Raw genomic sequence first — 19,292 nt, 5'->3', positions numbered from 1 at the left:
GCGACCTATCCCGGTCTTCCCACCTGCAAGCCAGCTTTGGTGCGGGTAGAGAGACTTGAACTCCCACGCCTTGCGGCACCAGAACCTAAATCTGGCGTGTCTACCAATTTCACCATACCCGCGTTCGCAAAACCGCAATGCATTTGCCTGCACATGAGGCCTTCCGGAGCGCGGCGTCTCTATATCACCCGATTTGGTGGAGGCAAAGGAAAAATGAAGGCCAAATGACAGGGATTTTTTGGGCTGCAGGGCCCCTCTCCTGGCATTTCGCCAAAGTCAGTAAAGCGGCTCCTCATAGGCGGGCTTGCCGTCTACGAGCAAGCTGCGGATCTGAGCCGTGCCATCGCTTGAAATACGCGCAGCAATCGAAACGCTGCCGTCCTGCCGGGCCTCCTCCAGCGGCTTGCCTCGGCCTTCCGGCACATAATAGCGTTCGATCCCGTATTCGGCGCGGATCGTGTCGGCCGTGCGCACACCGTAGGTGTAAAATGGACGGCTCTTGAGCACGGCGCTTTCCGCTGCCTCGGGGAGCGGCCGGAACGAGGATTCGACGATTGCCCAAAAGCCGTCCGGTTGCTTTTTCAAGCGAACCCAGAGCGTCTGCTCGCCCGGGATGGTGGGCAGCCCGCCGACCACCGTCTGTGCCGGAACCGACGAAATCTCGTAATTCAGCACGACATAGTCGCCACGCAGGAAATCACGTGGATCGACAGGTGTCGTCTTCAGCAGGACTTCGGTGCCGCTACGCAGAATCGCCGCGCGGCTTTCGATTATGTATCCCAGAATGATGGTCTGGAGGGCGGCAGCAATGACCGCCGCAATCAGGTAACGCCTGCCCGATTGACGTTTTGAAAACAACGCATTCATTCCGTCACCTCCGTCGACCTTGCACCGAAACGTCTCTCGAGGCGGATCACCACCCAGGCGACGATCGCCACCAGCAGACCGGACAGAAGAAAGAGGCTCGACGTTCCGAGGATCGAACCGACTGTGACGGAAGCAAGATAGAAAACCTCGGCGGCGAAGGTGGCGTAGGCAAGATAGCGCACGGCGCCGTTGTCTCGGCCCTGCAGCGCGATCGCAAGCACGGCCATTGCGAGCGTTGCCATGCCGACCACAACAAGCGGCCAGCCTTCATCGTGCTCTATGTTGAGCAACAGCAATCCGACTGCCGCCACCAAGAATGGGTAAAAGGCCGGCGCAGCACCCGCAGTCCTTATGAACGCAACGCCACGCAGCGGCGGCAGGCTGACGGCCACGAACGCGGCCATGCCGCAAAGCACGAAGGCGAACGCCATCCGGATATCTTCATGCAACGTGTAGAGCCATGCAAGCCAGCCCACGGCAAGCAGATAGGCAAGATGCCGTGCACGATCGGCGCCGGTAAAGCGCACCAGTGCGACAATGACCACGGCCATGACGGGCGGCGCCCAGGGATCAAAGCCCACCCAGCGCGCACCGTAGTCCGTCAGATAGACAGCGAATGAGGCCCAGGACAGAAAGCCGGCTATGGCAGTCACGACACCTGAGCGGAAGAGCGCGGCAGACACGGTCGCGACCGCGAACCAGAGATACATGACAGTCTGCTCGTCACCCGACAAATGATACATCTGGCCGATGAGGGAGATCGCGCCGCCGAAGCTCAGGGCACCGATGACGAGCAGGCCGCTCGCAACCGCCGAAGCCCCTCGGGCAAACATCAGCGCGGCGCCGAGATAAACAGCCCAGATCAGGGCGAGGATCGCGCCGACGCGGACCAGCCGCGGGATCGCCTCCCAGTTGGAGGCGATGAGCAGCAGGACAGCCGCCCCAAGCAAGACCGCGGCAAGCACCATCAGCACATTGCCGAGACTGAAACTTGCCGGCCGGCTGTCATATTCGACAAGCAGCAATTCCGCCATCGCCTCGGGCAGCAGACCCTTTTCCACCCAGAGCGACAGATCCCGCTCCAACCGTCCCCGATACATGCCTGCCTCCGTGCCAATTCCAGCGGCTTTCCCATCAATCTTATAGATGGAGCAGTGTCTTTCGCAATCTCCCGAACCTATGCCGTTCAAGATACTTCACTGTGCGAACTTGGTACGGAATTAACCGGGCATTAACAGCAGCGAGCTAGTATAGAGTCCTTGCAGATAAGGCATGCATGAAACGCATGGCCACCATGAAAATATTGCACTGCAAAATAATCATTAGTCATACTATATTGACGATCAAGAAGCGCGGGTATGGCAGCCCGGCCCGGTTTACCGGATGCCTGCGGATATGATGTCCGTAACGAAATTCGGAGCAGCGCACTCCTCCTCCCAGCGCCCTCCGATAGACTGACAACACTCCTCCTCCCAGTTGTCAGTCACCAACATGACGCCCACCGGATCCTCCCCCGGTGGGCGTTTTGGTTTGGCGGCATAAAACGATTAGCCCGCCGGTTTGCAAGGATTTCGCCGAGAGACTCGCCAAGTCGTGAAACGCCCGGCTCCGACGGTTTGGGAAACGCGCCGGTCTCTTGCCAATACCAAAGCTGTGTCGAAGGGCGAGTGGTGCTGATTCGAATTTGAGAGCGACCATAGCGCAGCGATGCCGGCTGACGACGATTTGAGCAATCGAACTTAAAGCCATGCCCGCCGAAAAAACATTCTGCCTATTCGTTGACCAAAAGGCGGCGGAATCACGTAATTTGCCGCCAGAGACTTGCGTCGAATGCATAGGTGGAATGAAATCTTGTCTCTGTTAGTTCTTTGCGGCGCAACATATATTCTGGTCATCAAACGCAAGCCAGCGCTGATGGGCAGCAGCTGGCAGATGGCAAGCCCTCGGAAAGGGGATTAAAATGAACTTCACACGCTCGTTCAACAACTGGCGCAAGTACCGTCAGACGGTTACCGAACTCGGCCGCATGACCAACCGCGAATTGCACGACCTCGGCATCGACCGTTCGGACATCCATCGCGTTGCTCGCGAGGCTTCTGGCCGCTAATTCAAGGCGATCAGCGTCCTCCCAAGCTGATCTCCTCCTTCAAAACGCCCGGTGCCTTCGGCAACGGGCGTTTTCTTTTGTTCAATTTGCACCTTCGCATTAGTTGCAGCGGAAAGCGCCTTCTCTTCTACCGCTCAAAAAATGGCTTCTGCGTATTTATCGTGCATCACATTGCACAAATGCATAGCAGATGCCTTTTCTTTGCACTGCACAATATGACCGGGAACCACTATATGAATGTCAACCGCAGAGACGGCGATGGCGCCGCCCGCGAGGCAACGTTCTAAGGAAGACGACAATGAACCCGATCCGCATTGCTAAGAGCTGGATTAGCTACCGCCGCACGCTCAATGAGCTGGGCAACCTTTCGAACCAGACGCTCTCCGACATCGGCATCAGCCGCTACGAGATCCGCAACATCGCATCCCGCTCGTTCCGCTAATCGCGGCAGGCGTGATACACCAAAAACGGCGCCGATTTGGCGCCGTTTTCGTTTTTAGGTTCTGTGTCGGCTCCGGGCGCTGTGTGCCAGCGAAACGAGCAGCCTCGATCTCTTTCTTGGTGGAACGTTCGTGGGCCTGGTGGGAAAATCTAGATCGGCTAACTCTCCCACCACCTAAGCACCCGCATCGCCCGGAGGGTCACCCATCGCGAGGGCTCGCCCTGCCCGTCGTCGACCTCGAACCACACCCGCCCCGCCAGGCTCCAGTCGAGGGGCCAGGTGCCGTTCTCCAGGCGTCTGGAACGGATGTGGCCGATAGCCTCGCCAAGTCGCGGGTCGGGATCGGCGCCGGTCAACATCGCAGAGAAGCGGAAATAGTCGAGCGCACGCAAGACGTCGTAGCGCCAACGGTTCGGATGCAGGAAGCGCAGAAACCGCTCGTCTGCCGGCTCACCCGTGCCGAGACGGCGGAAGAGGTTGCGCTCCAGGAGATACTCCTCGCCAGACCTACGAGCCTCTTGAGATTGACGCGTACCCCCTGTGGCTCTCTCGTACTCCAGGAGCCCTTCCAGCACGTTGATCGTGCTGGCGAATGACGAGCGGACCGAGCCGTTGAGCCTCTCACAGTTCCAGCCGCCGTCAGCGAGACGCTCGCCTACCAGCCTGTCGACAATGGACGAGACGTCAACCCCAAAATAGGCACCATCGGCAACGGTCCGGCCGTTGATGCACTCCTCGACTTCGCCCTCCCAGTAGGGCTGGCCGCCCTCATCCCAACGTGCGTTAGCGCCGATCAATTCGACAGTTCGTTTGGCCCGATCCGACGAGGGATTGAGACCAAACTCCCGCAGCTGCGATAACGAAAAGGTCGTGGCCGTCCACGGCTGACCGTGCTGCTTCCACTCACAAGGATCAAAATCGGCTGGGACGAAGGAGCCGCCCGCCCATTGCCCGTCCTCGTCCTGGTAGGAAAGAAGCCTGGCGCCCCAGCCCTCGGTCTCCACCTTCGTCCGCTCCGCCGCCCACTCCGGCTCCGGGGCGTCAATCAGGTCGCGCATCACCTGCCATCGGATCGATGGGTCGGAGTGGAGAAGCCAGTCGATCACCGAGCCAGAGTGAACCATGTCGGGCGTGCCTATCAGCAGATCGGGGTCGATAGCTCGCTTATAATCCACTTCTGCCGGCCTGCGCCAGCCCGGTGCAGTCGCGAGAAACCGGGCTAGCCATCCACAGCTCTTGGTCGATGACGCCTAGTTCGTCTCGTCGCCCTTGATGACCCTCCAGTTGGGACGGCCGAGATTGAAGGGCCAAGCATGGACGTCGCGGTCGTTGAAATAGACGACTTCTTCCAGTTTCGGAAAATCGCTGTGCTTCAACGTCACGGTGTCGATCCACGGCCGCATGTAGGCGTCTTTCCCTTCATAGCCCAGTTCGGCTACCCAGATGGGCTTGCCGTATCCCGAGACTCGGCGGTAGCCGTCCGTCAGCGCCTGGCGGAAGTCACGCGGACCGCCATAAGCGAGTGTGTCGTAGGGCTCCAGGCCGAAGACGGAGAGGCCAACGAGATCGACATAATCGTCACCCGGATAGTAGGCATCGAGTCTCGTCCAGTCCCTTCGGCGACCACATCACTTCCACCCCAGGTGCCTCGGCACGCACGATATCCATCATCCGCCGGTATGCGGTGACATAGTCGCGCGGGTTCCAGCCAGCCCAGGAGAACCGGCTGTTCTGATCTTCCATTTCCTGCCCCCAGCGGACGATGACCGGGCTCTTGAGCTTTGTGATCATCTGGGCGATCGCACGCATGTTGACATCGTAATCGCCGCGCAGGACCTTCTGGCGCAGCTCATCGGAGGTCAGCCGCCAGTCGACATCCCATGACCAGGGTTCGACGGAAATCAGCAGGTTGCGTCCCCTCGCCTGCGCATAGGCGTCTGCCGCCTTCAGCGTTTCGAGATCGACGTCTTCCCACGGCAGGAACAGGTGTTCAGTCGCGACACCTTGCTGCGAGGTGAAATCGCCGTGCGGGTCATAGGCGCCGAACTTGATGCCGTCCGCATGCAGAACGGGGCGCTTGTCAACGATTGTCTGGCTCAAGGGTGCTGGAACTCCAGCTGCTTCCTGCGCCAGGCTCGGGTCAGCTGCAACCGACAGTAGCAGCGCGATCGCGGTGGCCGAGACTATTCTTTCCCTTAGCTTCTTCATGGCTTTCTCCTTTTACCTCCGAGCCATCAGCTTCTGCCTGTAGGCATCCGCATTGGCGCTGACGGTATCTGCCGGCACGAGCTTCAGATATTCATCGCCGGCGCGCGCTGAGGCGTGGCGGAAGATGTACCAATTGCCGTCGGGCTGGCGCTTCTGATAAATCACGCTGCCGATCTTGCGGTGACCGAAGCAGGTGCTGACGCGGGCCGGCCCCTGTTCGTTCGTCCAGGTGGCGCGCATGCACATCTGTCCGAGATCGTCGACGACCCACCGGCCCTCGGCCACCCATTGCTTTCCGCCGTCGTTCGTCCAGGCGACGAAGCGGCGGCCTTCGTCCATGAAGCGGCCGCCGCCGGCGCCCCAGGTCCAGGTCTTGTCGCGATAGAGCTGGTAGAGTTCGTAGGCGCTGAGCGGCATCGGCGCTTTCTTCGCTTCGGCTCCCGCCGCCGCGCCCGGCAAGCAAAGTACCAGGCTAAGGACGGCAGCAGCCGCGCCATATGTTCTTGTTCCTATTCTCATTGCACCCTCCTTCAACCGAAGCGCACCTGCCGACATGGCTTTCGACTCTACGCGCTCGGCTCAACTCTCTGTGATCCTGCGGCAGCCTGCTGCCGGAACCCATTCCACTTGAAGCGGAATTTGACGATCCGCGTCTTGCCACCGCCGAGACCGGCGCCTGCGACTGCGAATTTTGCTTCCGTGAAACTGACGATGCCCTGGCCATGCGACAGCGCTTCGAGACTGCTCAGGCCGTGCAGGCGGATTTCGCCGCTGCCGGCGACAAGAAGCGTCAGCGCGCTGGCCGCCACGAGCCTTAGACCGCGTGAGCGGGGCATAAGCGGCAAGCCGTTCTCGCGTGCGTGGTGCGCAACGATAAGCGTGGTCAGCGCGGCATAGATCACGGCGTTGATGCCGGCGAAGATATAAAAGCCGCGGGCAGCGCCTTGCGGCAGGTGCCAGCATCATCGCGGCAAGGGAAATACCCGCCAGGCAGCACATAGGGAAGCAGAACGACCGCCGGCAGCGTCCTCTGCGCTTGCGTGCCCTTCGGCGTGATGCGGAAATCGACAAAGGAGCCGGAGACGTGATCGCGCAGCGCAGCCAGCGCTTCCGGCAAGCGACCACGGCCAGCGTAGGAGAACGAAGGCAATGCCTTCCCAGCCGAAAAGCTTGGCGTCATGTGGCCGGAAAGTTGCACTGCAGCCTCCAGAAGAGAGCAAGCGCAATCAGCACCAGAGACAGCGGCAGAGAAATGCAGTCAGGAAGTCCGGATAGGTGACGCCGACGAAGACGTGACCTGTCAGCAAGGCGCAATGACCGGCAGGGCAAACATCAGCGCCATGAACGCCGAAAACAGCGGATACCAGACCTGCGAAAACAGGAACTGGAACTTCAGCTTGCAGCGGCAGCTTCGGGACGTAAGTGCGCGAATATTGCAGCAGGATCGTCACCAGGCTGCGCGACCACTGGAATTCCTGCGACGACGAGATCGGCAAACGTCGCCGGGCCGTCGCCATGGGCGATCGCATCGAGCGCATGCACGCCGCGCCATCCGCCGGCATTCATCATCATCGTCGTCGAGTGATCTTCGGCCAAGCTCCGGCCCGAGCCCGCCGATCTGGCGCAACGCTGCCGTGCGCACGGCATAATGCGAGCCGATGCAGAGCGGGGCCCAGCCGTCATTGTAACCCGCCTGCAGCGAACCATGCAGGCTTGCCTCGGCATAAAGCCTGCCTCTTGCGGCCCAACTGTCGTGCGGCATTCGCGATCGCAGATGCTGGGAGCCGAGACATAGCCGACGCGCGGATCGGCGAAGGGCTTCATGACTTCCTGCAGATAGGTCGGCTCCGGTACGTGGTCGGCATCGAACTGCGCCACGAAATCATAGCGGTCATAACCGTAGCGATCATAAAAGATAAGCAAGGTTGCCTTCCTTGCAGCGCGTCCGGCGCGGCCACTCAGTCCGGTGATAGGCGGCAACGCCCTTGCGCGTCGAAATGAAGATGCCATGCCGGGCGCACCAGCGTTTCGTCTCTTCCGCCGGATCCTCGTCGGCAAGCCAGATGTCGAACTCGACGCCTTTCTGATCCAGCATGGCGAGCAATGTCTTCCGCACCACCTCGAAGGGCTCGGACGGCACCTTGGTGACCACCATGGCGATGCGGCCCGGGGGGACGGCTGCCGAAGGCTTCATCCGCTTCGCATTGACGAAGATGAAGATGAAATAGGCCGGGATCAGCGTGACCCAGGCAACGGTCGCCGTCGTCATGATGAATGCCGGCGTTGAGATCACATGGGCGGGCTGCAGCCACCATGTCCAGAAATAGGCAAGCGCGGCGAGCCAGCAGGCGACGCCGAACCAGTAGGCGGCGCGGCTCCAGCCTGCAAAGATGGGCTCGAGCGCGTCCTGTCTAGCAGCAGGAGCCGCCGTCGCCCTTCTCTGTCTGGTCACGAATGGCGCTACGTTCATGCGCGCACCTCCAGACCGAAGGTCGGGCTCGCCGTGCGGATGATCGTGTCGATGTCGGAGAACTGCGGCGTGAAGCCGAGAACCGCCCGCGCCCGTGCGGTATCGGCAAAAAGCACCGGCGGGTCGCCGGCACGGCGGATATCGTAGTGAACGGGAACCTCGTGTCCGGTGATGCGATGGATGGCGCTCAGTATCTCGCCGACGGAGGTGCCATGGCCGGAGCCGAGATTGACTCGCAGCGTTTCGCCGCCGCTTGCAAGGTAGTCGACGGCGGCAAGGTGGGCCTGCGCGAGATCGCTGACATGGATGTAATCGCGAACACAGGTGCCATCCTCGGTCTCGTAGTCATTGCCGAAAACCTCCAGGCACGGCAGACGGTGTGCAGCCGCAAGCAACGCGCGCGGAATGAGATGCGTTTCAGGTTCATGACGCTCGGCAAGATCGCCCTGCGGATCGGCGCCGGCGGCATTGAAATAACGCAGCGACACGAAACGAAGGCCATAGGCGGCGGCATAATCCTCCAGCGCCATTTCGAAGATCAGTTTCGTGCGTCCGTATGGATTGACCGGCAGCTGAACCGTCTCCTCGCGGATCGGCAATGCCGCCGGAATGCCATAGGTCGCGCAGCTGCTCGAAAAGACGATGCGATCGACTTGCTGGTCCAGGCATGCTTCCAAAAGCGCAAGGCTGCCGGAAACATTGTTGCGATAGTACTTGCGCGGATCTGCGACGAACTCGCCGACATAGGCATTCGCCGCGCAATGTATGACGCATACCGGCTCGAACCGGCCGAGCGCCTTTTTCAGGGAACCGACATGCGGCGATGTCGGCATCGATCAACGGACCCCAGCGAACGGCATCCTGATGGCCGGTCGAGAGATTGTCATATGCGACCGGCGTGAACCCCGCGCCGGCCAGCGCCTTGCAGATGTGGCTGCCGATGAAGCCGGCACCACCCGTGACGATGATGTAGGGAGACATCTCATACGGCCTCCGCTACCTTTGCCGCCGGAAAGACGTGCCTCGAAATATTCGATCGTCTTTCCAAGGCCGATTCCCAGCGCGACACGCGGCTGCCAGCCGAGTTTTGCCTGTGCCCGCGAGATATCCGGCCGCCGCTGTTTCGGGTCATCGGTCACCCGAGGCAGATGAACGATGCGCGAGCGCGAGTTCGTCATCTCGCGGATCACCTCGGCGAGCTGGCGCACCGGGATTTCGGTCGGGTTGCCGAGATTGATCGGCCCGGTGCATTTCTTCCCGGCGTTCGAGAAACGAAGGAACCCTTCGATCAGATCGTCGACATAGCAGAAGGAACGGGTCTGCGAGCCATCGCCGTAAATGGTGATGTTCTTGTTCTGCAGCGCCTGGACGATGAAATTCGAGACCACGCGGCCGTCATCCGGACGCATGCGCGGCCCGTAGGTGTTGAATATCCGCCCGACCCGGATATCGACGCCGTAGCGTTCGATGGTAGTCGAAGAACAGCGTCTCGGCACTGCGCTTGCCTTCGTCATAGCAGGCACGCGGACCGACCGGGTTGACGTTGCCGCAATAGCTCTCCCGCTGCGGGCTGTGCTCCGGATCGCCGTAGACCTCGGAGGTCGAGGACTGCACGATCGTCGCCCCGTTGCGCCGTGCGAGATCGAGCGCATTGACGGCGCCAAGCACATTGGTGAGCAAGGTTCCGACTGGATCGCGCTGATAATCGGGCGGAGATGCCGGAGACGCGAAATTGAAAATCAGCGCCGCATCCACGTCAAACGGACTGCGAACATCGTGCTCGATGATCCGAAAACGTGAAAATGGCCGGAGATGGTGGACGTTGGATCGGCGGCCGGTCGAGAAATTATCGAGACAGATAACTTCGTGACCGCCCTTAAGAAGCCGCTCGCAAAGATGGGAGCCGAGGAATCCCGCGCCTCCGTTGACGAGCACTTTCTTCGGTGTCCGGCCCGATAGATTATCATAACCGGAACATATTTCGTTGGGAACGAAACTACGCATTACAAAACCCCTTCCCAATAGGACCAAGAACACTGATCCCTATTTTCTAATAGATCTCCTTCAGTCTCCAGAATTACTCCGAAGCAAAATAGATAAATACTTGAGTTATCCGAGTAGATTTTGGCCTGACCCGCCAATTCAAGTCTATCTATGGTTGATGATATTAGGCTTTTATATTACGTCAATATGAAAAGCGTGGGCTATGTCGAATTGATTACTCTACTAGTACAGTTGATGTAAGCGTGTTTAATCCTGCTTAACCATGTTGGACTTGGCTATAAAATCGACGATGCAAGCTTCGCTCAACCAATACGTTCTAGACATGGGAGCGGAAGGCAGGCAAAAGGCTGCCTTGTTGAGGGGAACGAGCGATGCGGAACTTCGATTTCACCGGAATGCGGACGTCGGATGCCGTCCGCAGGACTGCGCTAGCTTTTGGGCTGATGCTCATCGCTGCAGGACCGATTTCATGTGCGGCCGTCGATGACGACCCGGCATTTGCGTCCAATGCAAAGCCGGCAAAAACCGTGGTTACCAAAGTGCCGCGCAGCAGCAAGGTCTACAGCTATGCGGTGGCGAGCAACAAAGCGGCGCCAGTGAGCGCGGGGTCCAAGGTTTATTATGGGTCCGCGCCCTGGATCTGCACGCCGAGCGGTTTTGGCCAAAAGTCGCGCTGCTTCGCGCGACCGGCCACCTGACGACCCTGAGGGTCTAGTTTCGCCACCTGCCCGATGCGTTGCCGGCTTCATTGTTGAAGAAGCGTGAAAGCGGCCTCAGTGCGGTTGCGGACATTCATCTTCTTATAGATGTTGCGTACGTGAACCTTCACTGTATTTTCGGACAGGTGCAGCTCATCGGCGATGATCTTGTTCTGCGTACCCTTGCAGATCAGATCCAGGATCTGCACTTCGCGGGTGGTGAGCGCGGAAAGATCGCCTTGGCGAAGCCTCAAAGTGCCAGCACCGGCTGCAGCAACCGACTTCGTGTCGTAAAGCGATTTTTCCGGCTGCGCGGCCGTGAGCCGGTTAAGCAGCGCCGATGGGAAATGCTCGCCGCCCTTCATCAGAAGGTCGACCGCCGCCATGAACACGTCGAGGCGGAGATTGAGCGGCAGCACGCCATCGATGACCCGCGCTTCGACCAGCCGGTTTATATAGGGCTCCAGCATGTCGATCGCCTCGACGACGAGACCGATCGACGTCGACGGGTGGTTTTCCCGCACGACCTGAAGCGCCTCGTTCAGTTCGGGACTTGCTATATGATAGAAGAGTACGAGCTTGGCGTCATTTGCGTCGTTTTCCAGCATGGCTTTTGAATAGGCCTTGCTGACCACTTCGCAGCCTGCGAATTTCTTCGCCAAAGCCTCTGCCAGGCATTCGGAGAATAAATCCGCATTTGCAATGACCAGTATTGTATCTCCGGCCGGGCCGAACTTTCGGCTTTGGTCGGCATCCCCCGTCTTCGACGCCGTCATGAACATTTACGCCTCCCCATAGCGTTACACGTTACAGATGCTTTGGGCGATACTGTGAAACACCCAAAGAGGTGTGCCCTGAAAATTTCCGTCTTAGTTAGTTAGCCATTTCTTAATTATGGTAATATGAACAGATACGAAAATAAATGGCCCAAATGGGTTAGTTTTTGCAGATTTAAAGTGATATTTCCTATTGTTCTGGTTGTATCGGCGTAAGTACAGCTAACTTGTGGGCTATATGTTCCAATATTTTTGGCTCGAAATGGTATTTGTGTGCCATTATAAAAGACAGACTATTTTTGGTATTTTACCATCGCGGCAGCGAACTAAGAAGTTACTTATAAAAACGTTCTGGCCGCAAAACCAGCAAGCTGAACCTTCGGAACGCCAGGCCAGCCGCCTTGGGGAATCAGTATGCGAGGGCGCGACTGGATGCCCGAGTGCTTCTCTGGTCTATTTTCCATGATTACTTCCGGCTGCTTGTAGTAATTTCTGATTCGCTAGCCCGAATTGGTATCTATCACCAAAATATTTTCTCGGCCACAGTCGCATCGTTGCCAAATGGCGACATGGGAGGCGTTGAATACCACCTAGTGTCTGCGGTATCGCGGCGCCTTAGCTGGGGTAGCTCAAAGAAATAAGTGCGATCATGTCTCGCAATCTTACAATTGCGGATCAGGATACCTGCGCCTTTGTACTTAGTAACGCGCAGTTCAATGAGGGTTTGATCTACAAACCGGAACATCAAACGCAGGTGACAAGGTAGTGCTTACATCTGCCGATCTGTAACAGTATCGGAGCAAGCGCGAGCAAAATCCCGTTGAGATGAAAGGGATTTCGAAAGCTGCTCCGAATTTTTTTGGAGAAATGCGAAATGAGTAACAATTATCCGAATGGCGGCGACGAGATCGAAACAAATGTCGGCGCACTTGCCGACGGCTTCGCCAATACTGCGATCAACGATACTGACGTAGATGACGGCTCCACCGGCTATGTCGGCGGTGTGGCAAACGGCGACAACCGCAACAACAGCGACAGCAGCGTCGATGTCGACGTGGACTCCAAGATCGATGTCGATGCCAATAACGGCGACAACCGCGACAACTCATACGACTGGAGCTACGACAACAAGGAAGTGACCGTCACCGATATCGATACTGATATCAAGACGACCACTATCACCGATACCGACGTCAAAACCGACTACGACTGGAGCTACGACAGCAAGTCCTACAGCGACGACGACGTCATCACTAGCACAAAGACGGAAACCGACATCAAGACCATTACCGATACCGATATCAAGACGATCACCGATACTGACACCGATATCAAGACGATCACCGATACCAATAGCCACAATACGACGACGACCGACAGCTTCAACAAGACGGACACAGACTTCGCCGTTCTTGAGGACGTCAAGGATTTCGACAACCTCGGGATCGCCGGCGGCAACCTCAATATCGGTGACAACTTCTCGTTCACGCTTGATGTCGACAACATCCTCAACGGCTCGCTCGGTGCTGGCGGCAACGGCTTCAGCGCTGTCCAGGCCAATCATCTTGCCGACCAGGACAATGCCTGGAACATCAAGATGGACAACGAAGGGGCCCGCAACCATCTCGAAGCGGACGGCGGCAAGGCCTTCGGCTCGGAAGGCATCGACATCGGCGGTGCCGGCTGGGCAGGCGGCGCAGGCGACGACATCACCGGCACGAGCACGGCGGACGCTTCGGCGATCATTGCCAATTCCGGCTTCCATCTGGAAGTCGTTCAGGGCGCCAACCTGCTCTCCAACACCTTCGACAGCAACGTCGTAGGCGGCAACCTGGCGGGAGACGACGCCGACTCTGGAGCCTGACCTCCAACCAGTGCGGAAACAAACTGCACCGGCATCCCGCCGGTGCAGTTTGGTGGCTTGAGAAGCGGCTGAGAAGAATAGCTCGTCATCGATGAGTTTGCTGCCTTTCGGGCCAGACACCGTGTTGAACGGGAGGGGGCCGTCATGCATGCAGAGAAGATTTCGGAAATCGTTGCCCATTTCATCGGCTTATTCGGCACTGCAACCGACGAAGCGCGGATGCGAAGCAATTACCTGGACGGCGCCCGTCCGCGCGAAGCAGATCCTTCGCTGTCAGAGGACGAGGCTTTCAGCCCGGCCTTTACTTCGAACCTTCAGCTGAAGGATTACGATCCAGGCGTCGATTACCGATCCGTCAGCTATGATATTAACTACGCAGATCCGCGCCACTTCGGCGGCGTATTCGAAGAGACCCTGAAGAAGCTGGCCGAGATTGCATCGCGCGATCTCAGCGCTCCACACTTCGGCGCCAATGTCTACCTTCCCGGCGAGGAGGAGGAAGAAGAACTCGAAGTCTTCCAGGGACCAGGCTCGGTCATCAGCCATGTCGCCCAGGCGAATATGCTGATCGACGACGACCACCTGAATATGACCGGCGATCAGCCGCAGCTGCGCGACACGAGCTTCGTCACGCACCGCCTCATGGAATTCAGCGACAAGGCGGACGCCTTTACGCCCTTCTCTTCCTATGACCGCGTCGATACGCAGGAGGGCCTGCGGGCGATTGCGGACGATATCCACGAGTACATCCAGGCGGCGCGCGACAGCAGCGCCACGACGATGGAAAGCGGCGAACCGCAGATCATCGTGCTCCCAGACAACCAGATCGACGGCATTAGCACTTATACTTATGTGAACGGTCAGCTCGTCGAAGAAGCGCCTTCGATCGACGACTTCATGCCAGACCGCGGCATCGCAACGCCGCCCACGGAGCCTGAGAAAAGCGACGTACCCGTGGAACAGGACGGCGGCAGCGAAAACAGCCTCGATGTGGCCGCAGGCGCGAATGTGCTTGCAAACGTCGTGGAGATCACCGAGACGGCGAGCTTGTCGCCGGTTACCGCCGTGATGGGCAACTACCATCAGATCGATGCGATTTCGCAGTTTTACGTCTACAGCGATCGCGACGAGATCGCTTCCGTCTTCAATCATGACGACAGCGCGACGACCGTTGCGAACAACATCGCGATTTTCGAGCGCAGCACTTACGACGACGGAAAGCCGGACACAGCAGAACCGGCGGCTGAGACGATCTTTCCGACCGCATGGCGCGTCAGCGTGATCGAAGGCGATGTTTCCTTCGTGAACTGGATCGAGCAGTATCACTTCATCAGCGACAACGACACGATGACCGTAACGACAACCGGTTCGGAGGCAACCGTGCTGACAGGTGGCAATGCCGCCGTCAACCTTGCCTCCTTCCTCGGCATCGGCATGCAGTACGACCTGATCATTGTCGGCGGCGACATTCTCGACATGAATGTCATTTCGCAGATCGCCCTGCTCTACGACAATGACTGGGTGCGCGCCGAGGACGGGGCTCCCAGGAGCCACCGTGCAATCCGGCAACAATCTGATCTGGAACCTCGCCTCCATCTATAACGTCGGCGCAAACGACCGTTTCGAAGCGATGCCCGACTATGTGGTGCAGACGCAAAAGGCAATCGAGGACCGCGATGCGGCGATGCCGTCGGGGCTATCGCATGACGGCAATTTCGAAGGTTATATCGGCCTCAACGTCCTCTACATCACCGGCAATCTCTACGATGTGAACATCATCAAGCAGGTGAGCATCCTTGGCGATTCCGACGACGTGACACAGGCCGTATCGAACATTCTCGAGCATAACCAGGGCGCCGATATAAAGATCGACACGGGCAGCAATGCAGTCGTCAACATCGCGCAGATTACCGATTACGACAGCTTCGGCCAGACGACCTACCTTGCCGGCCAGCTCTATTCGGATGCCATCCTGATCCAGGGGGGCTTCGTGGAGCACGACACATCGCAGCCACAGCCGAACAGCGATCATCTCGTCAATGAAGTCATCGCATTCCTCGGGGAGGACGAGCCGCTTGGTGGATCCGAGGACGCGGTCATCAACGCAGGTCATGACCTTTCATGGACGCTGGCTCAACCGGCCGACGTAATGCAAACCGTCGTCGCCTAACCGGAGCCAGAGGGAGACGTTACGTGAACCATATTTCAAAACAGACCCTTTCCGCCGACCGCTCGCTCAGGTTTGACAGTACCGGCCGCGTCGACGAAACGCTGACGGGTGCCTGCATGTCGGCGATCGACGAAGCCGTTGCGAGCCTGCGCAAGCTCACGGAGAACCGCACGGCGCCGGCGCAGTCCGTTTCGCCCGTCGAACCGAAGGCCGAAAAAGCCCCTGAGCCGATCGAAAATCCAGCCGAGGGGACCGTCCCGCTGATCCCGCTACGCTCGCGAGCCATCCCAGGTCCTGAGCAGTCGACCGAACAGGCGAAGGCCGGGCAAACCGTTGCCAAGACAACGCCTGACACGCCCGTCGTGCCGCTCAAGACGCCGGGAGATCAGAGCGAGGCAAAGGCCAATCCCGCAATTACCTTCGGCAAGACGATCGACGGCAATCGCGGGCCAATCAGGGAGAACGAGCGCCGCCAGCGCAACGACGGCGGCAACAACGGCAAAACCCCCGATTTTGGCGGTGGTGGCGGTGGCGGCAGTGGCGGCGCCAGCTTCCACAAGCGCAGCGAACCGGTGAACTTTGCCGTTAGTCTTGCAAGGGGTATCGCAGCTGTCCGGCGCAACATGGTCATCGTCATGGCCTTCACGATCGCCATCAACGTGTTGCTGCTTGCGATCCCTCTCTATCTCTTCCAGATATCCGACCGCGTGCTGACGAGCCGTTCGATCGATACGCTGGTCATGCTCACGGTTGCCGTTCTGGGCGCCGTCATCCTGCAGGCCTTCATGGATTCGATCCGGCGCTTCATCCTGATGCGCACGGCGGTCGAGCTCGAAGTGCAACTCGGGGCGCCGATCCTGAGTGCCGCCGCTCGCGCATCGCTGCACAGCAACGGCAGGGACTACCAGACGCTGCAGGATCTGCAGCAATTGCGGTCCTTCCTGACCTCGGGCACGCTCATCGCCTTTCTCGATGCACCGCTGATGCCGCTCTTCGTCGTCGTGGTCTATCTGGTGCATCCACATCTCGGTCTCATCATTATGACCTGCTGCGCAGTGCTCTTCGTCATCGCCTATTTGAACCAGAAGTTCACGGCGCGGCAGTTCGCGGAGGCGAACGGCTATCTCAGCCGCGCGAACTTCCACCTCGATTCCATGTCGCGCAACTCGCAGATCATCAATGCGCTCGCCATGATCCCCGAAGCGGTGAAGATGTGGGGCCGGGAGACGGCCGGCTCGCTGAAATCGCATGTCTCGGCGCAGGACCGGAACATCGTCTTTTCCGGCGTCTCGAAGGCCTGCCGCATGATCACGCAGGTCGCCCTGCTCGGCTGGGGCGCGCATCTGTCGCTTTCGGGCGAGATGACGAGGCGGCATGGTAATTGCGGCCTCGATCGTTTCGGGCCGCGCGCTGGCGCCGATCGAAGGTGCAATCGAAGGCTGGCAGCAGTTCAACAAGTCGGCGTCTGCCTTCGGCAGGATCAAGCAGCTGCTGATCACCTCGCCGCTGAACTTTCCGCGGCTGCGGCTGCCCAATCCGGAAGGCCGGCTGGATGTCGAGCGTATTCTCTTCGTACCGCCGCCGCAGAAGAAGGTGATCCTGAACGGCATCTCCTTCTCCCTGAAGAAGGGCGAATCGCTGGCGATCATCGGCAATTCCGGCTCCGGCAAGACGACGCTCGGCAAGATGCTCGTCGGCTCGATCCTGCCGACTTCCGGCAACGTGCGCCTGGACCTCATGGACCTGCGCAACTGGGATCAGCGGCAGTTCGGCGAAAGCATCGGCTACCTGCCGCAAGACGTTCAGCTCTTTCCCGGTACGATCAAGGCCAACATATCGCGCATGCGCGACGACGTCGAAGACCAGCAGATCTTCGAGGCGGCCGTGCTTGCCGACGTGCACGAGCTGATCGCCAGCTTCCCACAGGGCTACGAGACGATCGTTGCCGCCGATGGTTCTCCGCTTTCCGGCGGCCAGAAACAGCGTATCGCGCTTGCCCGTGCGTTCTTCGGCGATCCGAGGTTCGTCGTTCTCGACGAGCCGAACTCCAACCTCGATTCGCAGGGCGAGGCAGCGCTTGCACGTGCCCTCATCCATGCGAAGAAAAAGGGCATCACGACGGTAACGATCACGCAGCGCCCCGCCCTGCTTCAGTGCGTCGACAAGATCCTGCTTCTGAAGGAGGGCTCCGTCGCCATGTTCGGCGAGCGTACCGAGGTCATGGAAGCGCTTTCCAAGAGTAACGGCCGGCAGCCGCCGCGTATCGAAGGTAACGACAATGGTGAGTAAAAAACCGCAACCGGCCGGCAACCCGATCGAATGGTACAGCGAAGTGCCGCGCTCCATCCGCTATCACAGCATCATCGGGCTCGGCGTCCTTTTTGCCTCCTTCGGCGGCTTCGGCTTCTGGGCGGCAACCGCACCGCTTGCCTCCGCAATCATCGCGCAGGGCAGCTTCGTCGCAACCGGCAACAACAAGATCGTGCAGCATCTCGAAGGCGGTATCATCAAGGAAATGAGCGTCAGCGAAGGCGATGTCGTCAAGGAAGGCGATGTTCTGGTGACACTCGACCCGACGGCCGCGCTCTCCAACGAGCGGATGCTGAAGCTGCGGCGCCTGCGCCTTGAAGCGGTGGTGGCTCGGCTGCGCGCCGAGGCCCAAGGCGCCCGCCAATTCAAGATACCCGACATCGTCATGGCCGAGGCGAGCGACCCAGACGTCAACGCGATCATCCAGAGCCAGAACGTTGTTTTCCACAGCAAGCAGATCAAGCTGGAAGAACAGCTCAACCTCATCGATAAGAACATCAAATCGCTGGAGTACCGCTTCAAGGGATACGACGGCCAGAGGGAGGCCTTCGAGCGCCAGCTGTCTCTTCTGACCGAAGAGCGCGATTCCAAGGCGCGTCTCGTCAAGGTCGGCTATATGCGCAAGACCGACCTTCTGGCGATCGAACGCGCCATGGCCGATGCACTGGGCGATATATCGCGGCTGACGGGCGAGCTCAATGAAAGCGAGGCGGAAGTCGCCAAGTTCCGTCAGGAAGCGGTCATCGCCGTCAACTCCAATAAGCAGGCCGCACTCGACGCGCTGGAAACTGCCGAATCCGAGCTCGACAGCGTGCGCGAGCAGGTTCGCGAAGCAGCAGGTGTCCTCGAGCGCACGGTCATCCGCTCGCCGGTCAACGGCACCGTCGTGCGCAGCTATTATCACACCGCAGGCGGCGTCATCACCACCGGCAAGCCGATCATGGAAATCCTGCCCGCGCATGTGCCGCTCATCATCGAAGCGCAGGTACTGCGCACGTCGATCGACCAGTTGCATGAGGGCCAGACGGCGGCCATACGCCTTTCCGCGCTCAACCGGCGCACGACGCCGGTGCTCAACGGCAACGTCTTCTACGTTTCCGCGGACTCGATCGAGGAGAATGCCGGCCAGCAGGTGAAGGATGTCTATATCGTGCGTGTCCAAATACCCGACGACGAGATCAGCCGGGTTCACGGCTTCCATCCGGTGCCCGGCATGCCGGCCGACGTGCTGATTCAGACATCCGAACGCACTTTCTTCGAGTATCTGACGAAACCGATCACCGACAGCATGTCGCGTGCATTCAAGGAACGCTGATGGCAGCAGTCAGCAAAAGAAAACAAAAGCCTCTCACGGCGATCTGAAGTATCGTTTCACG

Annotated in this window: 13 protein-coding genes, 1 tRNA gene and 6 pseudogenes; 7 read left to right on the top strand and 13 right to left on the bottom strand. The window is 59.1% G+C overall.

What is annotated here, in order from left to right; genetic code table 11:
* Positions 1 to 37: 37 nt before the first annotated feature.
* The 3 genes from ACW4PC_RS04175 to ACW4PC_RS04165 form a co-directional block, all read right to left on the bottom strand.
* Positions 38 to 122: transfer RNA gene (locus ACW4PC_RS04175), tRNA-Leu, on the bottom strand.
* Between the two features lie 154 nt (positions 123 to 276).
* Complete coding sequence (locus ACW4PC_RS04170; protein ID WP_455872898.1) at positions 277 to 867, bottom strand: GDYXXLXY domain-containing protein; 591 nt, start codon at positions 865 to 867, stop codon at positions 277 to 279.
* Complete coding sequence (locus ACW4PC_RS04165) at positions 864 to 1,967, bottom strand: DUF2157 domain-containing protein (protein WP_455872897.1); 1,104 nt, start codon at positions 1,965 to 1,967, stop codon at positions 864 to 866. Before ACW4PC_RS04165 ends, ACW4PC_RS04170 begins: the two co-directional genes overlap by 4 nt.
* A gap of 860 nt (positions 1,968 to 2,827) precedes the next feature.
* Here ACW4PC_RS04165 and ACW4PC_RS04160 point away from each other — a divergent pair.
* Together ACW4PC_RS04160 and ACW4PC_RS04155 are read left to right on the top strand one after the other, a co-directional pair.
* Entirely contained in the window at positions 2,828 to 2,974 is a 147-nt protein-coding gene (locus ACW4PC_RS04160; RefSeq protein WP_022715389.1) for a DUF1127 domain-containing protein, read from the top strand.
* A gap of 298 nt (positions 2,975 to 3,272) precedes the next feature.
* Positions 3,273 to 3,416, top strand: a complete 144-nt coding sequence (locus ACW4PC_RS04155) for a DUF1127 domain-containing protein (RefSeq protein ID WP_074061123.1) — start codon at positions 3,273 to 3,275, stop codon at positions 3,414 to 3,416.
* A 158-nt stretch (positions 3,417 to 3,574) separates the two neighbouring features.
* On the opposite strand, the gene ACW4PC_RS04150 is transcribed toward ACW4PC_RS04155, so the two are convergent.
* From ACW4PC_RS04150 to ACW4PC_RS04110, 9 genes and pseudogenes are all read right to left on the bottom strand, one after another.
* Positions 3,575 to 4,540, bottom strand: a complete 966-nt coding sequence (locus ACW4PC_RS04150) for a squalene cyclase (RefSeq protein ID WP_455872951.1) — start codon at positions 4,538 to 4,540, stop codon at positions 3,575 to 3,577.
* 126 nt (positions 4,541 to 4,666) lie between these two features.
* Positions 4,667 to 5,624: pseudogene (locus ACW4PC_RS04145) on the bottom strand (glycoside hydrolase family 26 protein).
* Between the two features lie 12 nt (positions 5,625 to 5,636).
* Positions 5,637 to 6,143, bottom strand: a complete 507-nt coding sequence (locus ACW4PC_RS04140; RefSeq protein WP_455872896.1) for a DUF995 domain-containing protein — start codon at positions 6,141 to 6,143, stop codon at positions 5,637 to 5,639.
* A gap of 47 nt (positions 6,144 to 6,190) precedes the next feature.
* Positions 6,191 to 6,526, bottom strand: coding sequence for a hypothetical protein (locus ACW4PC_RS04135; RefSeq protein WP_455872895.1), 336 nt, complete (start codon positions 6,524 to 6,526; stop codon positions 6,191 to 6,193).
* The gene (locus ACW4PC_RS04130; protein WP_455872894.1) at positions 6,523 to 6,822 is read right to left on the bottom strand and encodes a hypothetical protein; all 300 of its coding nucleotides are present in this window, start codon (positions 6,820 to 6,822) and stop codon (positions 6,523 to 6,525) included. Before ACW4PC_RS04130 ends, ACW4PC_RS04135 begins: the two co-directional genes overlap by 4 nt.
* Before the next feature lie 194 nt (positions 6,823 to 7,016).
* A complete protein-coding gene (locus tag ACW4PC_RS04125; protein ID WP_455872893.1) occupies positions 7,017 to 7,547 on the bottom strand; it encodes a glycosyltransferase in 531 nt (176 codons plus the stop codon).
* Positions 7,531 to 8,094, bottom strand: a complete 564-nt coding sequence (locus tag ACW4PC_RS04120) for a hypothetical protein (RefSeq protein WP_455872892.1) — start codon at positions 8,092 to 8,094, stop codon at positions 7,531 to 7,533. The genes ACW4PC_RS04125 and ACW4PC_RS04120 overlap by 17 nt, the downstream gene beginning before the upstream one ends.
* Positions 8,091 to 9,075 (bottom strand): annotated as a pseudogene (gene galE, locus ACW4PC_RS04115) (UDP-glucose 4-epimerase GalE). The gene ACW4PC_RS04120 and the pseudogene galE overlap by 4 nt, the downstream one beginning before the upstream one ends.
* A 1-nt stretch (position 9,076) precedes the next feature.
* Positions 9,077 to 10,098, bottom strand: a pseudogene (locus ACW4PC_RS04110) (UDP-glucuronic acid decarboxylase family protein).
* A 371-nt stretch (positions 10,099 to 10,469) separates the two neighbouring features.
* On the opposite strand from ACW4PC_RS04110, the gene ACW4PC_RS04105 reads away from it, so the two are divergent.
* Entirely contained in the window at positions 10,470 to 10,796 is a 327-nt protein-coding gene (locus tag ACW4PC_RS04105; RefSeq protein ID WP_455872891.1) for a hypothetical protein, read from the top strand.
* A gap of 13 nt (positions 10,797 to 10,809) precedes the next feature.
* On the opposite strand, the pseudogene ACW4PC_RS04100 reads toward ACW4PC_RS04105, so the two are convergent.
* Positions 10,810 to 11,578: pseudogene (locus tag ACW4PC_RS04100) on the bottom strand (helix-turn-helix transcriptional regulator).
* Positions 11,579 to 12,446: 868 nt separating this feature from the next.
* On the opposite strand from ACW4PC_RS04100, the gene ACW4PC_RS04095 reads away from it, so the two are divergent.
* From ACW4PC_RS04095 to ACW4PC_RS04080, 4 genes and pseudogenes are all read left to right on the top strand, one after another.
* Positions 12,447 to 13,436, top strand: a complete 990-nt coding sequence (locus ACW4PC_RS04095) for a fibrinogen-binding protein (protein WP_455872890.1) — start codon at positions 12,447 to 12,449, stop codon at positions 13,434 to 13,436.
* Positions 13,437 to 13,580: 144 nt separating this feature from the next.
* Positions 13,581 to 15,606 (top strand): annotated as a pseudogene (locus ACW4PC_RS04090) (hypothetical protein).
* Between the two features lie 116 nt (positions 15,607 to 15,722).
* Positions 15,723 to 17,895, top strand: a pseudogene (locus ACW4PC_RS04085) (type I secretion system permease/ATPase).
* Positions 17,885 to 19,231, top strand: a complete 1,347-nt coding sequence (locus ACW4PC_RS04080) for an HlyD family type I secretion periplasmic adaptor subunit (RefSeq protein ID WP_455872889.1) — start codon at positions 17,885 to 17,887, stop codon at positions 19,229 to 19,231. Before ACW4PC_RS04085 ends, ACW4PC_RS04080 begins: the two are co-directional and overlap by 11 nt.
* The last annotated feature ends 61 nt before the right edge of the window (positions 19,232 to 19,292 follow it).

The organism is Rhizobium yanglingense (genome assembly GCF_977109285.1).
Note: the sequence above shows the minus strand (reverse complement) of the source record. Positions and strands in the feature narration are given on the sequence as shown.